General features: G+C 60.7%; 18 protein-coding genes and 1 pseudogene. 6 read left to right on the top strand and 13 right to left on the bottom strand.

From position 1 onward, the window contains the following. Window positions 1–71: 71 nt before the first annotated feature. Window positions 72–2,057 (top strand): acyltransferase family protein, encoded by a 1,986-nt coding sequence (locus tag P9875_RS18950; protein ID WP_278316278.1) that lies wholly within the window; start codon window positions 72–74, stop codon window positions 2,055–2,057. Window positions 2,058–2,131: 74 nt separating this feature from the next. On the opposite strand, the gene P9875_RS18945 is transcribed toward P9875_RS18950, so the two are convergent. The 6 genes and pseudogenes from P9875_RS18945 to P9875_RS18925 form a co-directional block, all read right to left on the bottom strand. Next, window positions 2,132–2,404 (bottom strand): putative signal transducing protein, encoded by a 273-nt coding sequence (locus tag P9875_RS18945; protein WP_099403050.1) that lies wholly within the window; start codon window positions 2,402–2,404, stop codon window positions 2,132–2,134. A gap of 51 nt (window positions 2,405–2,455) precedes the next feature. After that, window positions 2,456–2,608: pseudogene (locus P9875_RS28750) on the bottom strand (methyl-accepting chemotaxis protein); the annotation flags it as partial. A gap of 6 nt (window positions 2,609–2,614) precedes the next feature. Beyond that, window positions 2,615–3,475, bottom strand: coding sequence for a PoNe immunity protein domain-containing protein (locus P9875_RS18940; protein WP_278316277.1), 861 nt, complete (start codon window positions 3,473–3,475; stop codon window positions 2,615–2,617). 214 nt (window positions 3,476–3,689) lie between these two features. Further along, the gene (locus P9875_RS18935) at window positions 3,690–4,700 is read right to left on the bottom strand and encodes a PoNe immunity protein domain-containing protein (protein ID WP_278316276.1); all 1,011 of its coding nucleotides are present in this window, start codon (window positions 4,698–4,700) and stop codon (window positions 3,690–3,692) included. 4 nt (window positions 4,701–4,704) lie between these two features. Continuing rightward, on the bottom strand, window positions 4,705–5,010 hold the full coding sequence (locus P9875_RS18930; protein ID WP_278316275.1) for a hypothetical protein: 306 nt from the start codon (window positions 5,008–5,010) through the stop codon (window positions 4,705–4,707). 442 nt (window positions 5,011–5,452) lie between these two features. Then, window positions 5,453–7,423 carry a methyl-accepting chemotaxis protein gene (locus tag P9875_RS18925; RefSeq protein WP_278316274.1) on the bottom strand — a complete coding sequence of 657 codons (1,971 nt, stop codon included), beginning with the start codon at window positions 7,421–7,423 and terminating at the stop codon, window positions 5,453–5,455. A 521-nt stretch (window positions 7,424–7,944) separates the two neighbouring features. Here P9875_RS18925 and P9875_RS18920 point away from each other — a divergent pair. Then, a complete protein-coding gene (locus P9875_RS18920; protein ID WP_278316273.1) occupies window positions 7,945–10,215 on the top strand; it encodes a carboxy terminal-processing peptidase in 2,271 nt (756 codons plus the stop codon). Window positions 10,216–10,375: 160 nt separating this feature from the next. Here P9875_RS18920 and P9875_RS18915 read toward each other — a convergent pair whose 3' ends face one another. Beyond that, entirely contained in the window at window positions 10,376–11,302 is a 927-nt protein-coding gene (locus tag P9875_RS18915) for a LysR family transcriptional regulator (RefSeq protein ID WP_278316272.1), read from the bottom strand. Window positions 11,303–11,421: 119 nt separating this feature from the next. Between P9875_RS18915 and P9875_RS18910 the strand changes: the two genes are divergently transcribed. Continuing rightward, window positions 11,422–12,636 (top strand): MFS transporter, encoded by a 1,215-nt coding sequence (locus P9875_RS18910; protein ID WP_278316271.1) that lies wholly within the window; start codon window positions 11,422–11,424, stop codon window positions 12,634–12,636. Window positions 12,637–12,799: 163 nt separating this feature from the next. Here P9875_RS18910 and P9875_RS18905 read toward each other — a convergent pair whose 3' ends face one another. Then, complete coding sequence (locus P9875_RS18905) at window positions 12,800–13,483, bottom strand: pentapeptide repeat-containing protein (RefSeq protein ID WP_278316270.1); 684 nt, start codon at window positions 13,481–13,483, stop codon at window positions 12,800–12,802. 309 nt (window positions 13,484–13,792) lie between these two features. Between P9875_RS18905 and alaC the strand changes: the two genes are divergently transcribed. The 3 genes from alaC to P9875_RS18890 all read left to right on the top strand — a co-directional run bounded on the left by alaC (window position 13,793) and on the right by P9875_RS18890 (window position 15,906). Then, window positions 13,793–15,010, top strand: coding sequence for an alanine transaminase (gene alaC, locus P9875_RS18900; RefSeq protein WP_099403055.1), 1,218 nt, complete (start codon window positions 13,793–13,795; stop codon window positions 15,008–15,010). Window positions 15,011–15,299: 289 nt separating this feature from the next. Continuing rightward, the gene (locus P9875_RS18895; protein ID WP_158300211.1) at window positions 15,300–15,731 is read left to right on the top strand and encodes a hypothetical protein; all 432 of its coding nucleotides are present in this window, start codon (window positions 15,300–15,302) and stop codon (window positions 15,729–15,731) included. A gap of 46 nt (window positions 15,732–15,777) precedes the next feature. After that, complete coding sequence (locus P9875_RS18890; RefSeq protein ID WP_258002789.1) at window positions 15,778–15,906, top strand: hypothetical protein; 129 nt, start codon at window positions 15,778–15,780, stop codon at window positions 15,904–15,906. A gap of 72 nt (window positions 15,907–15,978) precedes the next feature. On the opposite strand, the gene glpK is transcribed toward P9875_RS18890, so the two are convergent. The 5 genes from glpK to P9875_RS18865 form a co-directional block, all read right to left on the bottom strand. Then, on the bottom strand, window positions 15,979–17,469 hold the full coding sequence (glpK, locus tag P9875_RS18885) for a glycerol kinase GlpK (RefSeq protein WP_099403057.1): 1,491 nt from the start codon (window positions 17,467–17,469) through the stop codon (window positions 15,979–15,981). After that, window positions 17,466–19,025: a glycerol-3-phosphate dehydrogenase gene (glpD, locus tag P9875_RS18880; RefSeq protein WP_099403058.1), complete on the bottom strand. Its 1,560-nt coding sequence runs from the start codon at window positions 19,023–19,025 to the stop codon at window positions 17,466–17,468. Before glpD ends, glpK begins: the two co-directional genes overlap by 4 nt. 42 nt (window positions 19,026–19,067) lie before the next feature. Beyond that, on the bottom strand, window positions 19,068–19,829 hold the full coding sequence (locus P9875_RS18875) for a TSUP family transporter (RefSeq protein ID WP_035819764.1): 762 nt from the start codon (window positions 19,827–19,829) through the stop codon (window positions 19,068–19,070). A gap of 7 nt (window positions 19,830–19,836) precedes the next feature. Beyond that, window positions 19,837–21,858, bottom strand: a complete 2,022-nt coding sequence (locus tag P9875_RS18870) for an alpha-glucosidase (protein ID WP_278316267.1) — start codon at window positions 21,856–21,858, stop codon at window positions 19,837–19,839. Window positions 21,859–21,940: 82 nt separating this feature from the next. Further along, the gene (locus tag P9875_RS18865; protein ID WP_278316265.1) at window positions 21,941–23,344 is read right to left on the bottom strand and encodes a porin; all 1,404 of its coding nucleotides are present in this window, start codon (window positions 23,342–23,344) and stop codon (window positions 21,941–21,943) included. Window positions 23,345–23,368 lie beyond the last annotated feature (24 nt).

The following is a 23,368-nucleotide window of genomic DNA, read 5'->3' as shown; positions in this document are numbered from 1 at the left end:
CTTATGCATGACCATTGGTATTGTCTCTCGCCAAGGCAATAAACTTCTGATATCTGTAGAAAATTTCCATAATGAAACCTGTGTTTTCTCCGACTAATACCCCCCATTTGAAATACCGTGCTGACATCGATGGGTTGCGGGCCATCGCCGTTCTTGCAGTCGTGGCTTATCATGCTTTTCCAAAGAAGATACAGGGCGGATTTATCGGTGTTGATATATTTTTTATCATTTCGGGATTTTTAATATCAACGATCCTCTTTCAAAGTCTAGAAGTCGGAAATTACAGTACGCTGGACTTTTATCGTCGCCGGATCAAACGGATATTCCCCGCATTGTTACTGGTTCTGACAGGGACTTTGCTATTCGGTTGGTTTTTTCTTCTATCTGATGAATACCGTCAGTTAGGCAAGCATGTGGCTGGTGGGGCGGGATTTATTTCAAATTTTCTGTTATGGGGTGAGGCGGGTTATTTTGACTCCAGCGCTGATGCGAAGCCCCTCTTGCATCTCTGGAGCCTTGCGGTAGAAGAGCAGTTTTATATTTTTTGGCCACTGATCCTGGCCGCCACCTGGAAGAAACACTGGAATTTTCTAGTTATAGTTTTCTTGGCGATAATTTCTTTTTCTTTTAATTTATTTTATGTTTCTGATAACTCCACTGCAGCTTTTTACTCTCCACTATCGCGCTTTTGGGAGTTGATGATAGGCAGCATGTTGGCCTACGTTTTACTTTACAAACCAAAGCTGATTGAAAAATATAAGAATGTCCAGTCGGTATTTGGTTTTTGCTTACTGGTGCTTGGCTTTATTTTGATCGACCACGCGCGCCATTTCCCCGGCTGGTGGGCTTTATTTCCAACCTTGGGAGCTACACTGATCATTTCTGCTGGCCCTAAGGCATTTTTGAACCGGCACGTGCTTTCCTCGAAAATGTTTGTTTGGTTCGGTTTGATCAGCTATCCACTCTATCTGTGGCATTGGCCGATTTTCTCTTTTTTGCACATTGTCGTCTCGGCATCTCCCTCGCGCAACATCAAGCTGATGGCTATTGCTATATCTATTTTACTGGCGTGGCTGACTTACCGCCTGATTGAAAAGCCATTGCGTGCACCAACTGTAGGGCGCCGTGCCACGGTTTCGTTGGCGATGATAATGGTGCTTGTAGGTACTGCTGGATATTATTGCTTTTACAATGGCGGGCTGGAAGGTACTGGCTATCGCATGGCTGGGAAAAATGAGTTTTCGAGATATTTCGATAATGCTTATCCTGAATGGCACTATACGAAGACTCAGGGCTTGGAAGAAAAGTATCGTGAGGATTGCAATTTTTACGATATTTCAAAGTATCTCGCTGGCAAGGAGACCACGTTGCCGCGCCAAGCATTGCCAAGTTCTTGTTACGAACGGGATCGCGCTTATACGAAGTCGGTTTTTCTGTGGGGCGACTCGCACGCTGAACACTTGAACTATGGATTGCGCAAGAACTTGCCTGCAAATTGGCAAATTTTGCAGGTGGCCAGTTCCGCCTGTCCAGCAAGTGCGGATGTGGCGGCGCCATCGGCGATTAATTACTGTGAACAATCCAACTGGTTTGCCATGCAGGCATTGAAAAAGGCGCAACCTGATGTGGTGATCGTCAGCCAGAGTTCGGACCATAATGCTGGTAATTTCAACGTGCTGGCATCCCGTCTGAAGGCAATTGGCATACAACGAGTCATTTTTGCTGGTCCGGTACCGCACTGGAATAAAGAATTGCCACGCCTGGTGCTAAGGGACCTATGGGAAAGTACTCCACAGCGGACGTTCATCGGCTTGGATAAGGACGTTGTTAATAATAACGAGGATATTAAGAAGAACTTCATGGTTAGCGATGGCATATTTTTTGCTGACCTAATGGCTCCATTTTGCAATGCCGACGGTTGCTCTATTTACCTTGGCGATGACAAGATGATCGGACTGACAGCGTGGGATTCGTCACATTTGACACCAGTTGCTTCCGACTTTGTTGCCAGGAAACTGTTAGTCGGAATGATATTGAAAGCGGACGCTGGCAAATAGCTATAGCTCTACCACATGGAGTGGAAACACACCTTGTAAATCATTACTTGCCAGTGATGAGATTAACGAAATACTTACTCCACCGCCGGCGCGCCTACATCGGCATCATCCGACAAGGCCAGATCGCCCCGCTCGAAGGCGGCCAGTATCTCATTGGCGCGCGCAACGTCGTGCTCGCGCACCAGCACGCGGGCGCCGCCGATGGCGGCTGCCAGCAGCATGTCGGCCTGCATGTGCTGGTCGTCCGTCAGCAGCACGTCGATGCCGGCCGCTGCCAGGCAGCCGCGGATGACGTGGGCATCCGTGGGGATCATCAGCCGGGCAATCAAAACATAGTCGTCGTGCATGGTTTCTCCTGGGGCGGTGGATTCTGCCCCATCTTAGCACCCGGACTGCACTTACAGCTTGAACACGCCCACCACCTGGTTCAGCTCCTGCGCCTGCTCCTGCAGGGCGTCGGCGGCCGCGGCCACTTCTTCCACCAGGGCCGCGTTCTGCTGGGTCACCTGGTCCATCCGGGCGATGGCCTGGTTGACTCGTTCGATGCCGCTGCGCAGTTACGCGTCTGCCTGCGCCGGTGCGCTTGAGCCGTTTGGATTGTTTCGTTGAGTTCTAGCGAAATCCACCAGGTCCCCTGGATAGAATTGCGCGTCGCGGTAGCTGCGGTCGTCGATATCGAGCAGGTAAGTGATGGCGGCTGCCTCCCAGGACCAGTATCCCATGAAGCTTGTGCCTCGGTTATGGCTGTCGTGGTAGGGTTCGCGACGGCTGGCGTGGTACCAGTCGTCCAGATATCCGGCCATCAATTCGCTGCGCTTTTCCTTGGGCGCCGCGAAAATCTTCAGCGTCTTGAAGTAAGGCAGGTGGCGGGTGCATTCGTCCGGCGGCGTGCCGCGCTCAGATAGGTAGAAAGCGAGCAAGCGTTCCAGCATACCGTCACGCCGCGGGTTGTGATAGTCGAGAAGCGCTGGCAGACGAGGCAACAAATGCCCCCAGCCAAGCAGGATGCCAAGGCAGACTAAACGGTTTGCCTGGTCAAAGCCTTCGCCAAGAAGAGGAAGGTGGGCGACATAGGTTTCACGTCCCCTCGGGGTGGCGTCGTATGCCTTGTCATATTTGGCATATTCTTCCCAGAATTCTAATACCTTCGGATAAAATTCGCTTATCTCACTAATCGCATGTCCGGCGCTGTAGGCCGTGGCAAGATGATTTATTCCGGCCCAAGCACGGCGACGAGTCGCCATCATGAAGTTTGCTGCTGGTATTTTTCTTAGTATCTCCGGAGGCTGTTGAAACGATCGATTTAACGTGTCAAACGTTCTAAGCGATCCGGTAAAATTTCTCTCATAAATTTCCATTTGGAGTAATAATTCACGTTTGCTTATTTTGAACTCTTCCTGGGTAAATGTTTTATACATTTTTATTTTCCGAGTATATTTTCCGGCAAGTTGAAAATTAACTGAATGTCATGGCTCACGCCCTTTGATCTTTGTGTTCGCGCAGCAGTTTGTCGAGGCAAACGTGGCCGGCGCCATCAAATAGGCTCCTCGTGCGCGAATTAGGAGCCACCTCCGCCATAGAATTCAAAAAATATCCAGCTCTCCGTTGCCATCCAGCTTTTCTATGTCCGTTTCAAGATTCCATGTATCGCCACACCGTCCAGCCATACGCGGAACCAAGGTCGAGCATCATTTCGCCTTGCTCATAGAGTTTTGTCTGTGGCGCAATATCGAGCGCCTCCCACATGCCGGCTTTGGGACACGGTTCGCCCGCGTTCGCGCGCAGTTCCCCGTCTGCCTGCGCCGGTGCGCTTGAGCCGTTTGGATTGTTTCGTTGAGTTCTGGCGAAATCCACCAGATCCCCTGGATAGAATTGCGCGTCGCGGTAGCTGTGGTCGTCAATATCGAGCAGGTAAGTGATGGCGGCTGCCTCCCAGGACCAGTATCCCATGAAGCTTGTGCCTCGGGTATGGCTGTCGTGGTAGGGTTCGCGACGGCTGGCGTGGTACCAGTCGTCCAGATATCCGGCCATCAATTCGCTGCGCTTTTCCTTGGGCGCCGCGAAAATCTTCAGCGTCTTGAAGTAAGGCCGGTGGCGGGTGCATTCGTCCGGTGGCGTTCCGCGCTCAGATAGGTAGAAAGCGAGCAAGCGTTCCAGCATACCGTCACGCCGCGGGTTGTGATAGTCGAGAAGGTCTGGCAGACGAGGCAATAAATGCCCCCAGCCAAGCAGGATGCCAAGGCAGACTAACCGGTTTGCTTGGTCAAAGCCTTCGCCAAGAAGAGGAAGGTGGGCGACATAGGTTTCACGTCCCTCCGGGGTGGCGTCGTATGCCTTGTCATATTTGGCATATTCTTCCCAGTATTCCAGCGCGGTAGGGTAGAAGGAGCGGAGAACGGCCAAGGACACTCCTGCGGAATAATTTATTGACAGTAAATTTATTGAATTCCACGCTCTCGACTGTGTCATCATCATTAACTGTGCAGCGTCTTTATCTGCCATCCACTCCGAATTTTTCATATTTCGACCGACTCGAGGAATCCTTATTGTCAAGTCCTGTGCCAGGTCAAGATATGTGGCGTAGTCAAAAAGAGATTCTCGCTTCTTTTGCAAAAATTCAGTCAATGAGAAAATATTTTTCATCACATTATTTTGTGAGTATTTTATCTGGCAGGTTAATCAATAGCTGAATATCATGGGCCGCCCCCTTCGATTTTTCGTGTTTACTTAATTGACGACCTGTTACCAGCGATATCCAGCGCTGATAGGGGAAATTTCTTTCGCCTTCTCTGGAATCGGTAATCAGGCCTTCCTCGCCACGCAGGCATTCGAGCAGCAGTTTGTCGGGGCCGAGCGGGGTCGTCAGCCGTAAGAGGCGGGTGGTTTGCGTGAAGCCGCCCGGCATGGCGTGCGGGCTGGATGCCTGGGGCTGTGAGTCAGTCGGCTGTGACATCTGGCAATACTCCCGTGGTGCGGTAGGCTAGGCTGCAATGCAAATTAAGTAATATTTATTTTATGGCATTACATCTTGGTTGAGGCCGTTGCGCAAGCGTGATTCAATTGAAATGTCAATTAATTCAAGGCGAGTTCGTGGCGAATGAATGGCTGTGCTTGCTGGTCTTGCACAGCCAGGGCTTTAGGCTTTACTTGTATGCGGCGCTCGTTACCCGCTTGCTTGCATAGGTATGATGTGCCGCTGTCTATCCGCCACTGGACGCAGGCGACAGAAGGCTGTCGCCGTCCATTGTGAGAAGCAATGATTTACGAAAGAAGTAGGTGCATTGGCGCATGCGTGACATCTTGCGGGAGGGGGCGCCGGGTTGCCATTGAAGAGCGCCATGGCAGCACATCTCCCGGCTGCGTTGATTCACGTCATCCTGACACCCGGACTGCACTTACAGCTTGAACACGCCCACCACCTGGTTCAGCTCCTGCGCCTGCTCCTGCAGGGCGTCGGCGGCCGCGGCCGCTTCTTCCACGAGGGCCGCGTTCTGCTGGGTCACCTGGTCCATCTGGGCGATGGCCTGGTTGACTTGCTCGATGCCGCTGCGCTGCTCTTCGCTGGCCTGCGCGATCTCGGCCATGATGGTGCTCACTTGCTGCACGCTGGCCACCACGGTCTCCATGGTGGCGCTGGCCTGGCTCACCTGGGCGTGGCCCAGATCCACCGTGCTGGCGGATGCCTGGATCAGGTCCTTGATGTCTTTCGCCGCTGCCGTCGAGCGCTGCGCCAGGGTGCGCACCTCGGTGGCGACGACGGCAAAGCCGCGTCCCTGTTCGCCGGCCCTGGCCGCTTCCACGGCCGCGTTCAAGGCCAGGATATTCGTCTGGAAGGCGATGCCGTCGATGACGCCGATGATGTCGGCGATCTTGCCCGAGGAACTGCGGATGGCGTCCATGGTGCTGGCCACCTGCGCCACGGCGGCGCCGCCCGTCGCGGCCAGGCTGGACGAGTCGTGCGCCAGCCGGCTTGCCTGCTGCGCGTGGTCGACGTTCTGGCGCACGGTGGAACTGAGTTCCTCCATCGAGGCGGCCGTCTCTTCCAGGGAGCTGGCTTGCTGCTCCGTGCGGCTCGACAAGTCCAGGTTGCCGGTGGCGATTTCACCGGAGGCCGTGGCGATCTGCCCGGCGCTGCCGCGCACATTGCTGACGACTTGCGACAGGTTGTCGCTGATGCGGTTCATGGCCAGCAGCAGGCGGCCGATTTCGTCCAGGCTGGTCGTATCGAGGTGCACCGTCAGGTCGCCGGCGGCGATTTGCGCGGCGGCCGTTTCAGCGGCGGCCAGCGGACGCGACACGAGGGTGCGCACCAGCCAGTACAGCAGCAGGGCGAAGACGAGCAGGGCGATGAAGCCGGAAACGGCCAGCTGGTTGCGCATCTGGCGCGCTTCCAGGGTGATCTCGTCCGTGAACGTGCCGCCCGCGATGATCCATTGCCAATCCTTGAACTGGCGGTAATACAGCTGCTTTTCGCGCGCGCTGGCAGCCGTTTCGCCCGGCGCCGTCCACGTATAGCGCATGGCGCCGTCTTTTTGCGCCAGCATGTCCTGGATGAACAGGCGTCCGTCGCTGGCCTTGAACTCGAGCGCGCTCTTGCCTTCGCTGTTCGGATGCAGCACCAGATGGCCGTAATTGGCGCCTGGCGCCGTGTCGACGATATAGATGTAGCCCGTCTGGCCGATCTTGACCTGGCGAATCTTCTCTTTCAGCATGGCCAGATTCTTGCTGATGTCCAGGCCGATGAACAGCACGCCCACCACCTTGCCGCCCGCGTCGCGCACGGGGTCATATTGCGTGATGTATTGCTTGCCAAACAAAGTGGCCATGCCAACGAAGCGCTGGCCCGCGCGCAGCGGCGCATAGCTGGGGTGGTTGTGGTCGAGCTGGGTGCCGATGGCCCGTTCGCCATCCTGTTTTTTCAGCGAGGTGCTGATGCGCACGAATTCATCGCCATTGGCGGCAAAAATGGTGGCGATCACGCCCGTTTGCGCCGTGTAGCGGTCGACCAGGGCCGTGTCGAGGTTGAGCACCTTGCCGCCGTTGGCCAGGGCTGGTGTGGCCTTGCCTGCCACGGCCACCATGGCGCCCGTGTCGACCGTGAACGGGCCGGGAAATTCGGCCGCGAACAGGCGCGCGAAGCTGGCCGCCTCGTTGACCATGGCGGTATGAAACACTTGCGTGGTCGTCATGACGCTATTGAGTTCGCTGGTGACGGCCGCTTCGGCGCGCTGTTCCAGTGCAGTCGAGGTGCGGATGCTGATCAAGGTCGTCAGGCTGGCGAGGATCAGGCTGACGAGGGCAAAGGTGAAAATGGTGATCTTGCCGCCGACACTCCAGTGGCGGGGGGAGAACGAAATTGTAGGCATAGTTTGAGTCTGGCAAAGGGTAATCAGCTCGGCCATTCCTGGTCATGACATGACACGCGGGGAGGGGATCTGGTGGGGAATACTGTTGAAACGGAGGCGCGCCGACCTTGTGGGCCGCGCACAGGCAAGCTGGATTTCAGGGCGCGATGATAGCATGTTGCTTGCGTTTTGTTACTAAGTGTTTCCCGCAGGAATCATTTTTTCGCATAAAAACATCATCTGTATCAAGGATTGTAAAAACAGCCTGTTGACTTTTTTGATTTCAAACATGGTCTTTGATATTCGTCGCTGACGGGCGATGCAATTTTTGTCACGAATGTTTCACTTTGTAATGAATGAGACGCCGCCCTTAATTCGCGTTTAAGCTTCCGGGAAGAAACTGATATTCCATGGGAGACTGCCAGGCCGTATCCTGTAGAATAATATGCAGACCATTCGTGTATTCCCCTTACTGTCTTGCTGGCTGGCGCATGCATAGCTGCGCCGCCTGGAATTGATTCAACTAATTTTCGGAGAAGCCGATGAAGAAGCAAATGATGCTGGTCACCCTGGTGCTTGCCCTGTCAGCCAACGCTGGCGTAGCCCAGACGGACAAGAGCGCCGCTCCTCCGCTACCCATGAAGCCGCTGGCCCAGCAAACGCAGGCCGCCTTGTGGGCATCGCGCGTATTGACACGCGTCCACTACAAGGCCATGCCGCTCGACGACGCCATGTCGGAGAAAATCTTCGACCGTTACTTCAAGTCGCTGGACGCGGAAAAACTGTTTTTCGTGCAGGCTGACGTCGACCGTTTCGCGCCGCTGCGCACCAGGCTCGATGACGCCATCATCAATGAAGACCTGACGGCGCCGTTTGCCATCTACAACCTGTACCAGCAGCGTTTCGACGAGCGCATGGCGTATGCGCGTGAATTGCTGAAAACCAAGTTCGACTTTACGGCCGACGAGAGCTACCAGCTCGACCGCGAAAAGGCCGCCTGGCCGAAAAACGACGAGGAAGTGCGCGACCTGTGGCGCAAGCGCGTCAAGAACGACTGGCTGCGTCTGAAACTGGCGGGCAAGGAAGACAAGGCCATCCGCGAGACGCTGGACAAGCGCTATGAAAGCTACACGACCCGTGCGCGCAAGCTCAACAGCGAAGACGTGTTCCAGATATTCATGAACTCGTATGCCATGTCGATCGAACCGCATACCAATTACCTGGGCCCGCGCGCCTCGGATAACTTCGACATTGCCATGCGGCTGTCGCTCGAAGGCATCGGCGCCGTGCTGCAGACGCGCGACGAATACACTGTGGTGCGCGAAGTCGTGCCGGGCAGCCCGGCCGGTTTGTCGGGCAAGCTGAAGGTGGGCGACCGCATCGTCGGCGTGGGGCAGGGCGAAAGCGGCCCCATCACCGAAGTGCTGGGCATGCGCATCGACGACGTGGTGCAGCTGATCCGCGGCGCCAAGGATTCCGTGGTGCGCCTCGACATCCTGCCGGCCGACGCCGGCCCTGACGCCAAGCACGTGGTCTTGCCGCTGGTGCGCAAGAAAATCAGCATGGAAGAGCAGGCGGCGAAGAAATCGATCATCGAAGTGCGCGACAACGGCGTCAAGCGCCGCATCGGCGTCATTTCCCTGCCGACCTTCTACCAGGACTTCGAAGCGCGCCGCCGTGGCGACAAGGACTTTAAAAGCGCCACGCGCGACGTCACCCGCTTGCTGGGCGAGTTGAAGAAGGACAAGGTCGACAACGTCCTGATCGACTTGCGCAACAACGGCGGCGGTTCGCTGAACGAAGCCGTCGAACTGACGGGCCTGTTCATCGACAAGGGTCCTGTCGTGATGCAGCGCAATGCCGAAGGCAAGGTTGAAGTGGAAAGCGATACGAATGCCGGCCTGGCCTGGGATGGTCCGATGGGCGTGCTGATCAACCGCGGCTCGGCATCGGCTTCCGAAATTTTCGCCGCCGCCGTGCAGGATTACGGCCGTGGCGTCATCATCGGCGAAGGCAGCTTCGGCAAGGGCACGGTGCAGACCCTGTTTAACCTCGACCGTTTCGGCGGCAGCGAGAAAGCCCGTTTCGGCGAGCTGAAAATGACCATCGCCCAGTTCTTCCGCATCAATGGCGGCACCACGCAGTTGCGCGGCGTCACGCCTGACATCAAGCTGCCGGCCATGTCGGACGCGGAAAATTTCGGCGAATCGAGCTATGACAATGCTCTGCCATGGGTGGCCGTCAAGCCGGCATCGTACATGCCGACGGGCGACCTGAAGGAGATCGTGCCGCTGCTGGACAAGAAGCATGACGCGCGCGTGGCCAAGGACAAGGATTTCCAGTACTTGCTCGATGACATAGCCCTCGTCGTCAAGCAGCGCAAGGAAAACCAGATTTCGCTCAATGAAACCGTGCGCCGCAAGGAGCGCGATGCCCAGGAAGCGCGCGCCAAGGCCCGTGAAAAACGCCTGATCGCGCAGATTTCGAATCCTGCCGACGATCTGGTGGTAATTCCTGATCCGAAAGACGTGCTGAAGGGCGCGAAAGCGGCCAACAAGACGGCCAAGCAGATTGCCGCCGTGAAAGGCGCCTTGCGCACCGACGACGGCTTGCAGGGTGACGAACGGGCCCTGAGCGCCGAACTGGACGCCGAAACGGCCGCGAAGAGCGCCAAGGACGTGCTGCTGAACGAAGCGGCGCGCATCCTGGCCGACGAAGTGGCGCTGATCAAGGCCGATACCCGCCTGGCGTCAAAAGTCTTGCCGTATGCCGCCGATGTCAAGGCGACACCGGTGGCGGCGACATCGAAGTAATCAAGGTGGGGTAGGGGGAGAGTTATCTGTTTCGCGTATTTCTATCATTCCAACAATCAATTGGATTGATATGCCGCGACGCAGCATAATGCACTTGTCTCCTCTATTCTCCTCCAAGAAAATAGATTCAGCCCGCTCTCGTAGCGGGCTTTTTTTTGCCTCAGATTTTGTGCGTGGGCAGTTGTACGTCGGGGTGGGCAGCCAGCAAGGCCGTCAGCCAGCCGGCAAACGCCTGCAGCTTGGGCGTGGCCAAACGGCCTTGCGGCGTCAGCAGCGACATGGGCATGGGTGTGGGCAAGCAGTCGGGCAGCACGGCCACCAGGGCGCCGCTGTCGAGGTGCGCGCGTACCTGGTACATGGCCGCCTGCGCCACACCCAGCCCTTGCAGCGTGCAAGCGACGCTGGCGTCCGCGTCGTTGACGGCGATGGGGCCGGCCATCTGCACGCGCACCACTTCCTTGCCTTGTTGGAAATCCCAGTCGAAGGCGCGTCCCGTGCGGCCCGAGTAATGCATGATGCCACGGTGTACTGCCAGGTCGGCCAGGGTGTGCGGCGTGCCATGTTGCGCCAGGTAGGCGGGCGAGGCGCACGTGACGAAGCGCATCAGGCCGATCTGTTTGCCGATGAAGGCGGAATCCTGCAAGGTGCCCACGCGCAAGGCGCAATCGATGCCTTCCTGCGTCAGGTCGACCAGGCGGTCCGTCAGGCTCAGCTGCAATTGCACGTCCGGATACGCGCCATGGAATTGCGCGATATGGGGAATGATCAGGCGCCGGCCCACGGTATTGGGCAGGTTGATGCGCAGCAAGCCGCGCGGTTTTTTCGCATCCGGACCACGGAAGGCCAGTTCCGCCGTGTCGACGGCTTTCAAAATGTCGATGCAATGGCGAAAATATTCGGCGCCTTCCGGCGTCAGGGACAAACGGCGTGTGGTGCGCTGCAGCAGTTGCGTGCCCAGGTAGGCTTCCAGCTTTTGCAGGGTGGCCGTCAGCGCGGCGCGCGGCAAATTCAGGGTTTCGGCCGCCTTGGAAAAACTGTTGGCCTCGACGATGCGCACGAAGGTTTGCATGGCCCTGATCTTGTCCATGGGATAGCTTCCGTTTAATTGTTCATCTTATGTGAAAAGTATAAGCGGATTATGCCCTAATTATCTTTGCCTCAGCTTTGCCTAGAATGGCAACATCCCTATCGAACCGAGGAAACAACATGAACAAGGCCTCACCGTCTGCTCCCCACGACATTTCACCCGCCATGGTGCTGCTGCTGGCCATCGCTTCCGGCCTGATCGTCGCCAATCTGTATTACGCGCAAACCCTCGTCGGGCCCATCAGCGCTTCGACGGGCCTGTCGGCCAAGGCGGCCGGGCTGATCGTCACCCTGACGCAAGTCGGCTATACCCTGGGCCTGCTGTTTGTCGTGCCGCTGGGCGACTTGCTGGAAAACCGCCGTCTGATCGTCACGGCCTTGCTGGTGACTGCCACGGCCCTCGTGGCGGCGGCCCTCTCCACAGGCGCCATCGTGTTCCTGGCCGCCGCGCTGGCCATCGGTCTCGGCTCCGTGGCGGCGCAAGTGATCGTGCCGTTTGCCGCCCACCTGTCGCAGGAAGCGACGCGGGGGCAAACGGTGGGCAAGGTGGTCAGCGGCTTGTTGCTGGGCATCATGCTGGCCCGCCCCGTGGCCTCGCTGGTGGCTGCGCATGCGAGCTGGCACGTGGTGTTTGGCGGCGCCGCAGTACTGATGCTGGCGCTGGCTGCCGTGCTGCGCCGCGCCTTGCCCGTGCGCCAGCCCGTGTCGAGCATGAAATATCCGGCCCTGATGGCCTCGCTGTGGCATTTGCTGCTGGGTACGCCCGTGCTGCGCCGCCGCGCCGCCTATCACGCTGGCCTGTTTGGCGCCTTCAGCCTGTTCTGGACCGTCACGCCGCTGGTGCTGTCCAGCCCTGAGTTCGGCCTGTCGCAAACGGGCATCGCCATCTTTGCCCTGGTGGGCATGGCTGGCGCCGTCGCTTCCCCCATCGCCGGCCGCCTGGCCGATGCGGGCCACACCTTGCCGGCCACGGCCGCGGCGCTGGCGCTGGGCATCGTCGCGTTTGCCTTGCCGATGCTGGCACAGGAATCGAAACACGTGGCGCTGGGGCTGCTGGTGATCGCCTCCATCGTGCTCGACATGGGTGTGGCCGCCAACCTGGTGCTGGGCCAGCGCGCCATCTTCAGCCTGGGCGCTGAAGTGCGGGGCCGTCTGAACGGCCTGTATTTCGCGCTGTTCTTCGCCGGCGGCGCGGCCGGCTCGGCCATCGGCGCCTGGGTGTATGCGAGCTATGGCTGGCAAGCAACCTTGCTGACCGGCATGGCGTTTCCGGGCCTGGCCCTGCTGGTGTGGCTGGGAGAATTTTTACCACAGGCCGCTCGCCGCGCGGCTTGAAACCCTGATGGAGCCTCATTATCACTGATCAGTATTTCTATCATCATGAAGATAAAGTGGCGTGATATGCCGCGATGCCGCAAGATGCACTTGTCTCCTCTATCTCCTCCAAGGAAATAGATTCAGCCCGCTTCCATAGCGGGCTTTTTTTTGCCTTTTCAGATTAAATCACCACCAGGTCGAGCGCGCGCATGAAGTTGGCCGCCTGCGCGTGCGTGATGACGGCGCCTTTCAGCAGCGCCGCTTCGCTCAATTTGAAACCGTCGATATCGGCGCCGCGCAAGTCCGCGCCCTGGAACTTCGCCAGTTTGATGGTGGCATTGCGCAGGCTGCCGCCTTCGAAGACGGCCTCGCGGAAGTCGCAGCCGGCCAGGTAGGCCTCGGAAAAATCCAGCTGTTTTAAGGTCGCCTTGCGGAACGAAAAGCCGCGCAAGTCGGCGCCTACCAGCAGGCTGTCTTCGAAGGTGAGACCCAGGTGCGCCACTTCCTCGAACGAAGCGCCCGTCAGCTTGCAGCCGCGGTAGGTGGCCGAGGCCAGCTTGGCGCGCCGCCATTTCGTGTTGTTCAGGTCGCAGCCTTCAAACGTGGCATCGACGGCATCGACGGATTCGAAATCGGCGCTGCCCGCGCGGCAGCGGCGCCACGTGCTGCGTGCCAGCTTGCTGGCGAATAAGTTGGTGTCGGCAAAGGTGCAGCGTTCAAACGTGCAGCCCTGCAGATCGAGGCGCGACAAGTCTTCGCCGTCGAAGCCGCAATCGATGAAGTGATGCACTGATTGCGCCAGTTGCTGCTCGATGCCGGCGCGGTCCAGGGTCATGCCAGTTACTGCGGTGTCGTGTGTTGCCATCCGTCTCATTCCTAAAGTAAAAAACAAGGGAGGGATGGCGCGGCGGGAAAATGCACGAACCAGAACACCTCCCCGGCTGGTGGTACAGTCAGAGGTCAGCGCCGTGGGTCCGCGTGGGCGGGAGCATGCCGGACTGTGCCGGGCACTTACCGGGTTACCAACCGGTGCGCTCATTTTCGATCAGCGCGTATTGTAGCGTGTCCGAATCGGCCTTGCCAGTTTCCTCAAGCTCGGGTTAGTATCGTCACAGGCGCACGCATTGCGCCAACGTCGCTCGGACGGATCCGGGCGCTTACGTATAGAGATACCATGACCAACAGCCAAGCTCCGCGCAGCTTTTCGCGCATCAATCGCCTTCCCCCCTACGTTTTCAATATCACCGCCGAACTCAAGATGGCCGCGCGCCGCCGTGGCGAGGACATCATCGACATGTCGATGGGCAATCCCGATGGCGCCACGCCGGCCCACATCGTGGACAAGCTGGTCGAGACGGTCAAACGCCCAGACACGCACGGTTATTCCGCGTCAAAAGGCATCCCCCGCTTGCGCCGCGCCATTGCCCACTGGTACAAGAAGCGCTACGAGGTCGACATCGACCCGGACAGCGAAGCCATCGTCACCATCGGCTCGAAAGAGGGCCTGGCCCACTTGATGCTGGCGACACTCGACCGTGGCGACACGGTGCTGGTACCGAATCCCAGCTATCCGATCCACATCTGGGGCGCCGTGATCGCGGGCGCCGACATCCGCTCCGTGCGCATGGGGCCGGGCGTGGATTTCTTTGCCGAACTGGAACGGGCGATCCGCGAAAGCTATCCGAAACCGAAGATGATGGTGCTGGGCTTCCCATCCAACCCGACGGCGCAATGCGTGGAGCTGGAATTCTTCGAGCGGGTCGTCGCGCTGGCGAAACAGCACAATATTCTGGTGGTGCATGACCTGGCGTATGCCGACATCACTTTCGATGGCTGGAAGGCGCCGTCCATCATGCAGGTACCGGGCGCGCGCGACGTCGCCGTCGAGTTTTTCACCATGTCGAAAAGCTACAACATGGCCGGCTGGCGCATCGGTTTCATGGTGGGCAACGCGGAACTGGTGGCGGCCCTGGCGCGCATCAAGAGCTACCACGACTACGGCAGTTTTACCCCGGTGCAAGTGGCGGCCATCGCCGCGCTGGAAGGCGACCAGAGCTGCGTGACGGACATCTGCGCCCAATACCAGCGCCGCCGCGACGTGCTGGTGAAAGGCTTGCATGAAGCGGGCTGGATGGTGGAAAAACCGAAGGCCTCGATGTACATCTGGGCGCATATTCCGGAAGCGTATCGCCACCTGGGTTCGCTGGAGTTCGCCAAGCTGCTGCTGCAAAAAGCCAAGGTCAGCGTCTCGCCCGGCATCGGCTTCGGCGAATATGGCGATGAATACGTGCGCTTCGCCCTGATCGAAAACGAGGCGCGGGTGCGGCAGGCGCTGCGCGGCATCAAGAATATGTTGCGTTCCGGCGACGGGAAAATGGAGTCGGCAGTATAAAAGTTGCCGCATGGAATGCTTCGTTGCCCTTAATATCACTGCTGCGTATTTCTGACATCACGAATATAAAGTGGTTTTATATGCTGCAACGCGGCATCATGCATCTGTCTCCTCTATCTTCCTCCAAGGAAATAGATTCAGCCCGCTCCCGCAGCGGGCTTTTTTTTGCTGTGCGCTCCTGGCTTCACAAGGCAGCCTCCGCATGACTTTTATCAAAGTCCACCTCGCTGATACTGCCACCCTTTCAAGTTGCACATCTTGTCGCGTCAAGCATGTCCATGGGGGCGTCATGAACGACTGGCATCTGGTGAATCTGTTTGTCCCAACCTTGTTGCCCCTCGTGTTTTTGAGCGCCTTCTTTCTTTTTGACCTGTCCACAACGGAAAAGGCGCGGGCCAATCCATTGGTGGCCATCAAGGATGGCCAGTTGTCGTGGGCGGGGCTGGGCATGTGCGTCAATGGGCTGTATGAATTGCAGCATCCTGCGGCCGGCAGGGTGGTGTCACTGCTGTGGAGCACGAACACCTTCTGGCTGGTGGTCGCCGTGCTGATCTTTAATGCGCTGATAGCGGCAGCAGGGCCCGTTTTTCCGACGAAAAAGTGCGGCTTCACCGGGTGCTTGAAAACGCTGCGCCACTACCGCATGCTGCTTGCCTCGGCGATTCTCGCCATCGCGGCCGGGTGGTTATACTCGGACATTCACTTGACAACACAGGGATAAGGTGACTAGCCTGAAGTACAGGGAATTAAGTACAAGGAGTTCGATCATGGCGCGATTGGTACATCAATTCTTGCAAGATGAAGAGCGCAGCCGCAACCTGGTCGCGGCGGTAGGCATGGGGGCGGGCGTGATACTGCTTACCTTGTCGATACTTAATACTTTTCTGGCCCGTTAATTTGCCCAGCTTGCCAGGCGTCGTCGCCGCCCGCAGGCGGCGTGTCGACATGCTGGCTACTGCAAGCGTTCGCTATCCCTCCCCATTTCCCGTAAACCGCCGCACCGCCACCTCCCACTGCTGCATCAGGCTGGCAGCCTGGTCGCGTCCGATGGTGGGCAGGAAGGTTCTTTCCGCGCGCCAGTGCGATGCCAGCTCTTCCACGCCACGGTACTGGCCGATGGCCAGGCCCGCCAGATAGGCGGCGCCCAGGGCCGTCGTTTCGATTACTTTCGGGCGCACCACGGGAATGCCCAGCAAGTCCGCCTGGAATTGCAGCAGCAGGTTGTTGGCGCAGGCGCCGCCGTCCACGCGCAGTTCCGTGATCGGTGCTTGCGCATCGCGCGTCATGGCGCCCAGCAGGGCGGCGCTCTGGAAGGCGATCGCTTCCAATGCCGCGCGGGCGATGTGGCCCACCGTGCTGCCGCGGCTCAGGCCCAGGATGGCGCCTTTCGCCGACGGTACCCAGTACGGCGCACCGAGTCCCGTAAACGACGGTACGAAGACCACGCCGCCCGAATCGGGCACGGAAGCGGCCAGGCCTTCCGCTTCGCCCGCGTGGCCGATGGCGCCGAGGCCGTCGCGCAGCCACTGCACCACGGCGCCGCCGATGAAGACGCTGCCTTCAAGCGCATATGCAGGCTGCGCACCCACCTGGCAGGCGGCCGTGCTGATCAGGCCATGCTGCGACTGCGCGCACTGCTCGCCCGTATTGAGCAGCAGGAAGCAGCCCGTGCCATAGGTATTCTTGGCCATGCCCGGCGTAAAACAGGTCTGGCCGAACAGCGCCGCCTGCTGGTCGCCGGCGATGCCGCCGATGATGACCGGGCTGCCCAGCACCTCGGCATCCGTTTCGCCATACACGTGGCTCGATGGGTGGACGGATGGCAGCAGGCTGGCGGGAATGCCCAGCCAGTCGAGCAGCTGCGCATCCCAGCAGCCTTCATGCAGATTCCACAGCATGGTGCGCGAAGCGTTGGTGACGTCGCTCACGTGCAGGCGGCCGCCCGTCATCTTCCACGCCAGCCACGTATCGATGGTGCCGAAGGCCAGTTCGCCGCGCATGGCCCGCGCGCGGGCGCCGGGCACGGCGTCGAGTATCCAGCGCAGCTTGGTGCCGGAAAAATACGGGTCGAGCACCAGGCCCGTTTTCGCGTGGATGGCACCGGCCAGACCCCGCGCGCGCAAGTCCTCGCACAGCGCTTCCGTGCGGCGGTCTTGCCAGACGATGGCGTTATAGACGGGTTCGCCCGTGGCGCGATCCCACACCACGGTCGTTTCGCGCTGGTTGGTGATGCCCAGCGCGCCCAGGGCATCGGCTTTCAGGCCTGTCTTGGCCAGCACTTCGCGGCAGGTATCGACCTGGCTGTGCCAGATCTCCATCGGGTCGTGTTCGATCCAGCCCGGCTGCGGGAAGAGCTGGCGGAACTCGCGCTGCGCCACGGCGACGATGGCGCCTGCTTCATCGAAGACCATGCTGCGCGAACTGGAGGTGCCCTGGTCGAGGGCCAGCAAATACGTCATGCCGCCACCTCTTGCGCCAGATGGGCTGCCAGCCACTGCTGCAGGCGCGCCACATCGGCCGGTGCGCAGCGCAAGCCCAGCTTGCTGCGCCGCCACAGGATGTCGTCGCTGCTCCTGGCCCATTCCACCTCGATCAGATAGCACGCTTCGGCTTCGTACAGGCCGGGCGCCAGCTGCTCACCCAGGTCGGCCATCGAAGTGGCGCCCGTCAGCAGGCGCGTGGCGCGGCTGCCGTAGGCACGCGCATAGCGGCGCGCCAGCGCGGGCGGCAGCCAGACGTGCTCGCGCTGGAAGTGGGCGAGAAAAGCGTCGAAATCATGGCTGTCCACCAGACGATTCGGCTGCTGCAGGTCGCCGCCGGGCAGGGGCGCCTCGGCCGTCCACGCCGCGCCGGTATTGTCCAGCAGGGGCGCCAGCAAGCCCAATGCTTCCTCGGCCAGCTTGCGGTAGGTGGTGATCTTGCCGCCCCAGATATTGAGCAGCGGCGCGCCCGTTGCCGCCTCGCCGCGCGCCACTTCCAGCAGGTAGTCGCGCGTGACGGCCGACGCGTTCTGCGCGCTGTCGTCGAGCAGCGGGCGCACGCCCGAATACGTCCACACGACGTCGGCGGGAGAAATCTCGCGCTTGAAATAGCGGTTCGCGGCCTGGCACAGGTAATCGATTTCCATCTGGCTGATTTTGACCTGGCTGACCTCTCCCTTGTATTCCTCGTCCGTGGTGCCGATCAGGGTAAAGTCATCCTGGTAGGGGATGGCGAAGATGATGCGCTGGTCCGGGTTCTGGAAGATGTAGGCGTTCGGATGCTCGAACAGGCGCGGCACGATGATGTGGCTGCCCTTGATCAGGCGCAGCCCCTGCGTCTTGCCGCCACCGGCCGCGCCGGCAAATTGCGCCGTCCACGGTCCCGCCGCGTTGACGATGGCGCGCGCGCGCAGCGTCTTGCGCTGGCCATCCTCGGCTTGCAGGGTGGCTTGCCAGGCGCCGCCATCGCGGTGCGCGTCGATGCAGGCCGTGCGCGTGAGAATGTGCGCGCCGTGCTCCTGCGCGTCGAGCGCATTGAGCACCACCAGGCGCGCATCGTCGACCCAGCCGTCGGAGTACACGAAGCCCTTGCGGTAGCCGGCCTTCAGCGGTTCACCCGCCGCGTGCTTGTCCAGCGCGATGCCTTGCGAGGCGGGCAAAAAGGCCCGTTTGGCCAGGTGGTCGTACAGGAACAGGCCCGCGCGTATCATCCAGGCGGGGCGCTGGGCGGCGTCGTGCGGCATGACGAAGCGCATCGGCCACATGATGTGGGGCGCGGCGCGCAGCAGCACTTCGCGTTCCTGCAGCGCCTTGCGCACCAGTTTGAATTCATAGTATTCGAGGTAGCGCAGGCCGCCGTGTATCAGCTTGGTGGACGCGGACGAGGTGTGCTGCGCCAGGTCGTGCTGTTCGCACAGCACCACGCGCAAGCCGCGGCCGGCCGCGTCGCGCGCGATGCCGGCGCCATTGATGCCGCCGCCGACGACGAGCAGGTCGCAGTCGGCGGGCAGGGAGGAAAAGCGGGAAGCGGACATGGAAGGTTCGTCTTGTAAAAGTAAAAGGGAAAAGGCGCCGCCTCAGGCAAGCAGCGACAGTACGGGCGGCAGCACGAGGGCCAGGCCGGCGATCAGCAGGAGCACGAAGACGGCGCGGCGCACGTGTTCGATGGGCAGGCGCGAAGGATGGCGGCGCGCCAGCCACGTCAGGCCCATCACCAGCGGCAAGGCTTCGAGCGTCAGCCACAGGGCCGTCATGCTGAACTGGCCGTGCGCCAGCACGAGGGCCAGGCGCAGCACGGCATTCGCGGCAAACAGCACGATCAGCGAGTGGCGGATCATGTCGGCTGGCCATGGCTGGCGGTACAGGTGGTATACCATGGGCGGGCCGGCGCTGGCGAACAGGCCGCCCATCACGCCGGACACGCCGCTGAAAAACAGGAAGGCGGGCAGGCCGGATTGTTGTGCACGCGCGCTGGCGCGCAGCACCAGCATGAAGGCGCAGACGACGATGGCGCAGCCGAGCAGGAAGCGCAGCAGGCTTACCTGCTGCGCGCTGAACCAGCCCAGCAGGGCCACGCCCGCGCCCACGCCCAGCTGGCTGACGGCCAGCGATGGGCCGAACACGGGCCAGGCCAGCTGCGGACGCGTGCGGCCAAACGTGATGGCCGCATTCACCAGCACCAGCACGCTGACCACGTTGGCGACGTCACCCAGGCTGGCCAGGTGCAGCACGGCCGTCAGGCCCAGCAGGATCAGGCCAAACGCAAAACCCGTCAGGTTCTGCGCCACGCTGGCCAGCGCCACGCAGGCCAGGAACAGCAGGTGCGACGCCACGCTCATGCCAGGCTCATTTCGCCAGCGACAGGAAGAAGTCCTGCTGCGCGCAGCCGCGCCGCACGAAGACGGGCGGCTGGCCCAAAGGCGCATCGACTTCCACGCGCTGGCCGCCTTCGAAGGCGGCGCCGCTCCACAGGTGGATCCAGGCGTCGCCCTGCGGCAGGTAGGCGCTCCAGCGCGCAGCGCCGGCCGCATGCACGGGCGCCACCAGCAGGTCGGGGCCGAACAGGTACTGGTCCTGGATGGCGTAGGTGGCGCGGTCGTGTTCATAGTGCAGGAACAGCGGGCGCTGCAGCGGCAGGCCGCGCGCCACGGCGTCTTCGGCCAGGGCGCGGATGGTGGGCGCCAGCGCCACGTGCAGCCGCGTCATGCGGGCGAAGTGGCGGAACACGTCTTCATCCTGGTAGAACTGGAAGTTCTCGTCGGGACGGTTGCCTTCGTGCGTGCGCATCATCGACGTAAACACGGCCATTTCCGTCCAGCGCTGGAACAGTTCGGCCGTGCGCAGGTTGCCGAACAAGCTCGTATAGCCGCCGATGTCGCTGTGGTGGTAGGCGTTGCCCAATAGGCCGGACGACAGGGCGCCGCAGATCACCGTCTGCAAGCCGTCGTGGCGGCTGAAGTCGACCGACTGGTCGCCCGCCCACAGCAGCGGGCAGTGCGCCTGCACGCCCGTGTAGCCGGCGCGCATGAAGAAGGTGGCGTCGCCCGTCTTGCCGGCCCGTTCGATGGCGCGCGCATTGACTTCGGCCCACAGGGTCGGCCAGGCGTTGTGCATTAGGCGCGCGTCGGCGCCATTGTGCAGGCGCAGGTCGATTGGCAGGTACTCGCCGAAATCGGCCATCCAGCCGGACAGGCCGAAATCGAGCATTTCCTGGCGCAGGATGCGTTCCTCGAACCACAGCGCGGCGGCCGGATTGGTGAAGTCGACGACGCCGCAATCGAATTCGCCGAAGTCGACCAGGTAGGCGCCGCCATCGATGGCGGTCGCCAAAAAGCCCTGTTGCAGCGCTTCCTGGTACAGGGTGCCGTCGTTGCACAGGTAAGGGTTGACGTAGCCGAGGAAGCGGATGTCTTGTTTCGCCAGGTCGGCGATCCAGTTCTTCAGGTCAGGGTAGCGCTGCGGCTGCCAGCGCCAGTCCCAGAATAAACGCTTGCCGAACGAGGTCTGGCGCAAGCCGACCCAGTCTTCGCACCACAGGGCGCTGACGGGCAAGCCGTGCTCCTGCGCCTGCGCCAGGATGGTACGCGCGTGCTCCTCGCCGCCTTTCAGGCCCAGCATGGCGCCATTCTGTAGCCATGCCGGCAATTGCGGCTGGCGGCCGAAGCGCTGCGAGACGACGCCGACCAGGTCGGCGAAGGTCTCGGCCAGCATGAATTCCAGGCGCTCGGGCATGGCCCAGAATTGCAGCTCGTGGAAATCGGGCTGGCGGAAATCGAAGTCCGCATACGCCGTCGTTTCCGCGTGCAGGCAGTAGCGCTGCGACGAGATGAAGCTCGGCTGCGGGTAATTCGTGTGATAGTAGTCGCCTCCCGACTTGGACGTCACGTCCGCCTGCCACGTCAGGTGCGTCGACTTGTCGCGGCCCACGCCCGGCTCCGACGTCCACAGGGGGAAGTGGCGTCCGCGCAGGTCGAAGTACGACATCTGCTCGCCGCAGCCCCAGACGTGTTCATCCTGTTCCGCCGGCAGGCGCAGCCACAGCCGGTTCCAGCCCGGCGCCGCATAGCGCACCACCAGGTGCAGGCCATGCGGCGTTGCCTGCACGGCCAGCACCAGTTGCGGTGCATCGCCCGCATGGCGCGCGAAGCTCAGGGTAGTGGCGCCATCGGCCTCGGTGACGGCCAGCGCGCGCAGGGCGCTGCGCTCCTCGACGTAATCCTCGATCTCGAAGTTACCGCGGTACATTTCCATGCTTTCGCGGCCCTGGCCGACGAACACGCATGGCGCAGCGGCGCTGTGGCGCAGCAGCAAGCGGCCGGCGCAGCGCAGGGCGACGCTGTCATTTTCCTGGTGTAGTGTGTACTGCATGGCGATCAACTCCTGTGAAAACCGGCCGCCGCATGGCGGGGCATGCGGGCGGGCCGGCGGTGCATCAACAATTAAGCACTAATTAAAAGACGAGGAACATGCCGGCGGTCAGCTCGACGGGGCTGTAGCCGAAGTAGTTATTGTCCCCCCGGAACTGCAAGACGCCCAGCTTGGCGTGACTGTTGTTGGCGATGCGCGTGGCGTACGCGTAGAACGACAGGGTAGGCTGGAAGTTGTACAGATAGCCCAGCGAGTAGGCCGTCGATTTTGGCTTGCCCACGCCATCGCCCGTGTTCGTGCCGAACGCGCCTTTGGCGTTGACGCCGTCATAGCTGATGTGCGCCAGGCTGCCCTCGATGCGGTGCTTGCCAAGGTCATACGCGCCCGAGACGCCAAAGGCGTCGGCCGCATAGCCGCCCGCGTTCGACACGCGGTAGGACGTGTAGGAGCCGCCCAAGGTAAAGTCGTTCCACTTGTAGCGCGCGCCGACGATATCGGTGACCTGGTTGCGCTTGATGAAATTCGGCGTGCCGGCCGTGCTGATGTCGTTGCTCTGCTGGTAATCCATGTGCGCATAGCCGAGGAACAGGTCGCCCTTTTTGTACAGCACGTTGGCGGCCCAGCTGCGGCCATCGTTTTCCAGGTCGGTTGCGGAAGACGCCTGCTGGCCGGCCGAATACGACACCTCGGCCGAGACGTTGTTCCAGGTGGGGCTGCGGTAGCGCAGCGCATTGCCGTAGAACAGCGCCGTGCCCGAGTTGTTGCCGGCCAAACTCGTCGTCTTGCTGGCGTTGCCCGTCACGGGGTCTTTCAGGTAGCGGCCCAGGGACTCGGGGCGCGTGAGCGAGAACAGGGCGCTGAAGTCATTGGCGCCGTAGTTGTGCGCCGAGGCCAGGTCGGCGCCCAGCGAGACCCAGAACGGCGCCATGTACATGGTGCCGCCTTCGATCGAACCCCAGGTGGTCGACGCAAAGCCGACGGTGGAGCCGCGGTTGAACAGCACGGACGAGGTGGTGTTGTTTTGCGTGCCGCCGCCCGCGTTGCCGTTGAACAGGTTCAAGCCTGTCTCGACGCCGAAGATGGCCTTGTATTCATCGCTGAAAACCCAGGCGCCCGTGAGGCCCAGGCGGCTGGCCATCTCGCCCTGGTTCAGGCGGTGGTTCGTCAGCTGGCGCCCGCTGGCATCCTTGCCGCGCGAAACCGTGTAGCCGATGTCGCCACGGCCGTACAGCTTCCAGTTGAAGCCGGTGACGGGTTTCACGGGGGCCGCCGCCGGTGCGGCCGCCATCGCTGCGGCAGGTGCCGCGGCAGGTGCCGGCTGAGCCGCTTTCGCTTCCATCTGCGCCACTCTTTCCTGCAGCTGGGCCAGCATGGCCTTCATGTCGCTCAGTTCGTCGGCGCGCGCGTTAGCGCTAACAAATGGCGACGCGAGAAGCACGCCGGTGATGGCCGCGGCCAATGTGGTCTTGCGCAATGTCGTTTGCATGATCTTGTCTCCTGTGTTTTTTAT

The sequence above is a fragment of the Janthinobacterium rivuli genome (assembly GCF_029690045.1).
Lineage (GTDB): Bacteria > Pseudomonadota > Gammaproteobacteria > Burkholderiales > Burkholderiaceae_D > Janthinobacterium > Janthinobacterium rivuli.
Note: the sequence above shows the minus strand (reverse complement) of the source record. Positions and strands in the feature narration are given on the sequence as shown.

Bases quoted from the DNA above. Each gene is read 5' to 3' on its own strand.
- P9875_RS18950 (WP_278316278.1), top strand. From the start codon at position 72: ATGAAACCTGTGTTTTCTCCGACTAATACCCCCCATTTGAAATACCGT.
- P9875_RS18945 (WP_099403050.1), bottom strand. From the start codon at position 2,404: ATGCACGACGACTATGTTTTGATTGCCCGGCTGATGATCCCCACGGAT.
- P9875_RS18940 (WP_278316277.1), bottom strand. From the start codon at position 3,475: ATGTATAAAACATTTACCCAGGAAGAGTTCAAAATAAGCAAACGTGAA.
- P9875_RS18935 (WP_278316276.1), bottom strand. From the start codon at position 4,700: ATGAAAAATATTTTCTCATTGACTGAATTTTTGCAAAAGAAGCGAGAA.
- P9875_RS18930 (WP_278316275.1), bottom strand. From the start codon at position 5,010: ATGTCACAGCCGACTGACTCACAGCCCCAGGCATCCAGCCCGCACGCC.
- P9875_RS18925 (WP_278316274.1), bottom strand. From the start codon at position 7,423: ATGCCTACAATTTCGTTCTCCCCCCGCCACTGGAGTGTCGGCGGCAAG.
- P9875_RS18920 (WP_278316273.1), top strand. From the start codon at position 7,945: ATGAAGAAGCAAATGATGCTGGTCACCCTGGTGCTTGCCCTGTCAGCC.
- P9875_RS18915 (WP_278316272.1), bottom strand. From the start codon at position 11,302: ATGGACAAGATCAGGGCCATGCAAACCTTCGTGCGCATCGTCGAGGCC.
- P9875_RS18910 (WP_278316271.1), top strand. From the start codon at position 11,422: ATGAACAAGGCCTCACCGTCTGCTCCCCACGACATTTCACCCGCCATG.
- P9875_RS18905 (WP_278316270.1), bottom strand. From the start codon at position 13,483: ATGGCAACACACGACACCGCAGTAACTGGCATGACCCTGGACCGCGCC.
- alaC (WP_099403055.1), top strand. From the start codon at position 13,793: ATGACCAACAGCCAAGCTCCGCGCAGCTTTTCGCGCATCAATCGCCTT.
- P9875_RS18895 (WP_158300211.1), top strand. From the start codon at position 15,300: ATGAACGACTGGCATCTGGTGAATCTGTTTGTCCCAACCTTGTTGCCC.
- P9875_RS18890 (WP_258002789.1), top strand. From the start codon at position 15,778: ATGGCGCGATTGGTACATCAATTCTTGCAAGATGAAGAGCGCAGCCGC.
- glpK (WP_099403057.1), bottom strand. From the start codon at position 17,469: ATGACGTATTTGCTGGCCCTCGACCAGGGCACCTCCAGTTCGCGCAGC.
- glpD (WP_099403058.1), bottom strand. From the start codon at position 19,025: ATGTCCGCTTCCCGCTTTTCCTCCCTGCCCGCCGACTGCGACCTGCTC.
- P9875_RS18875 (WP_035819764.1), bottom strand. From the start codon at position 19,829: ATGAGCGTGGCGTCGCACCTGCTGTTCCTGGCCTGCGTGGCGCTGGCC.
- P9875_RS18870 (WP_278316267.1), bottom strand. From the start codon at position 21,858: ATGCAGTACACACTACACCAGGAAAATGACAGCGTCGCCCTGCGCTGC.
- P9875_RS18865 (WP_278316265.1), bottom strand. From the start codon at position 23,344: ATGCAAACGACATTGCGCAAGACCACATTGGCCGCGGCCATCACCGGC.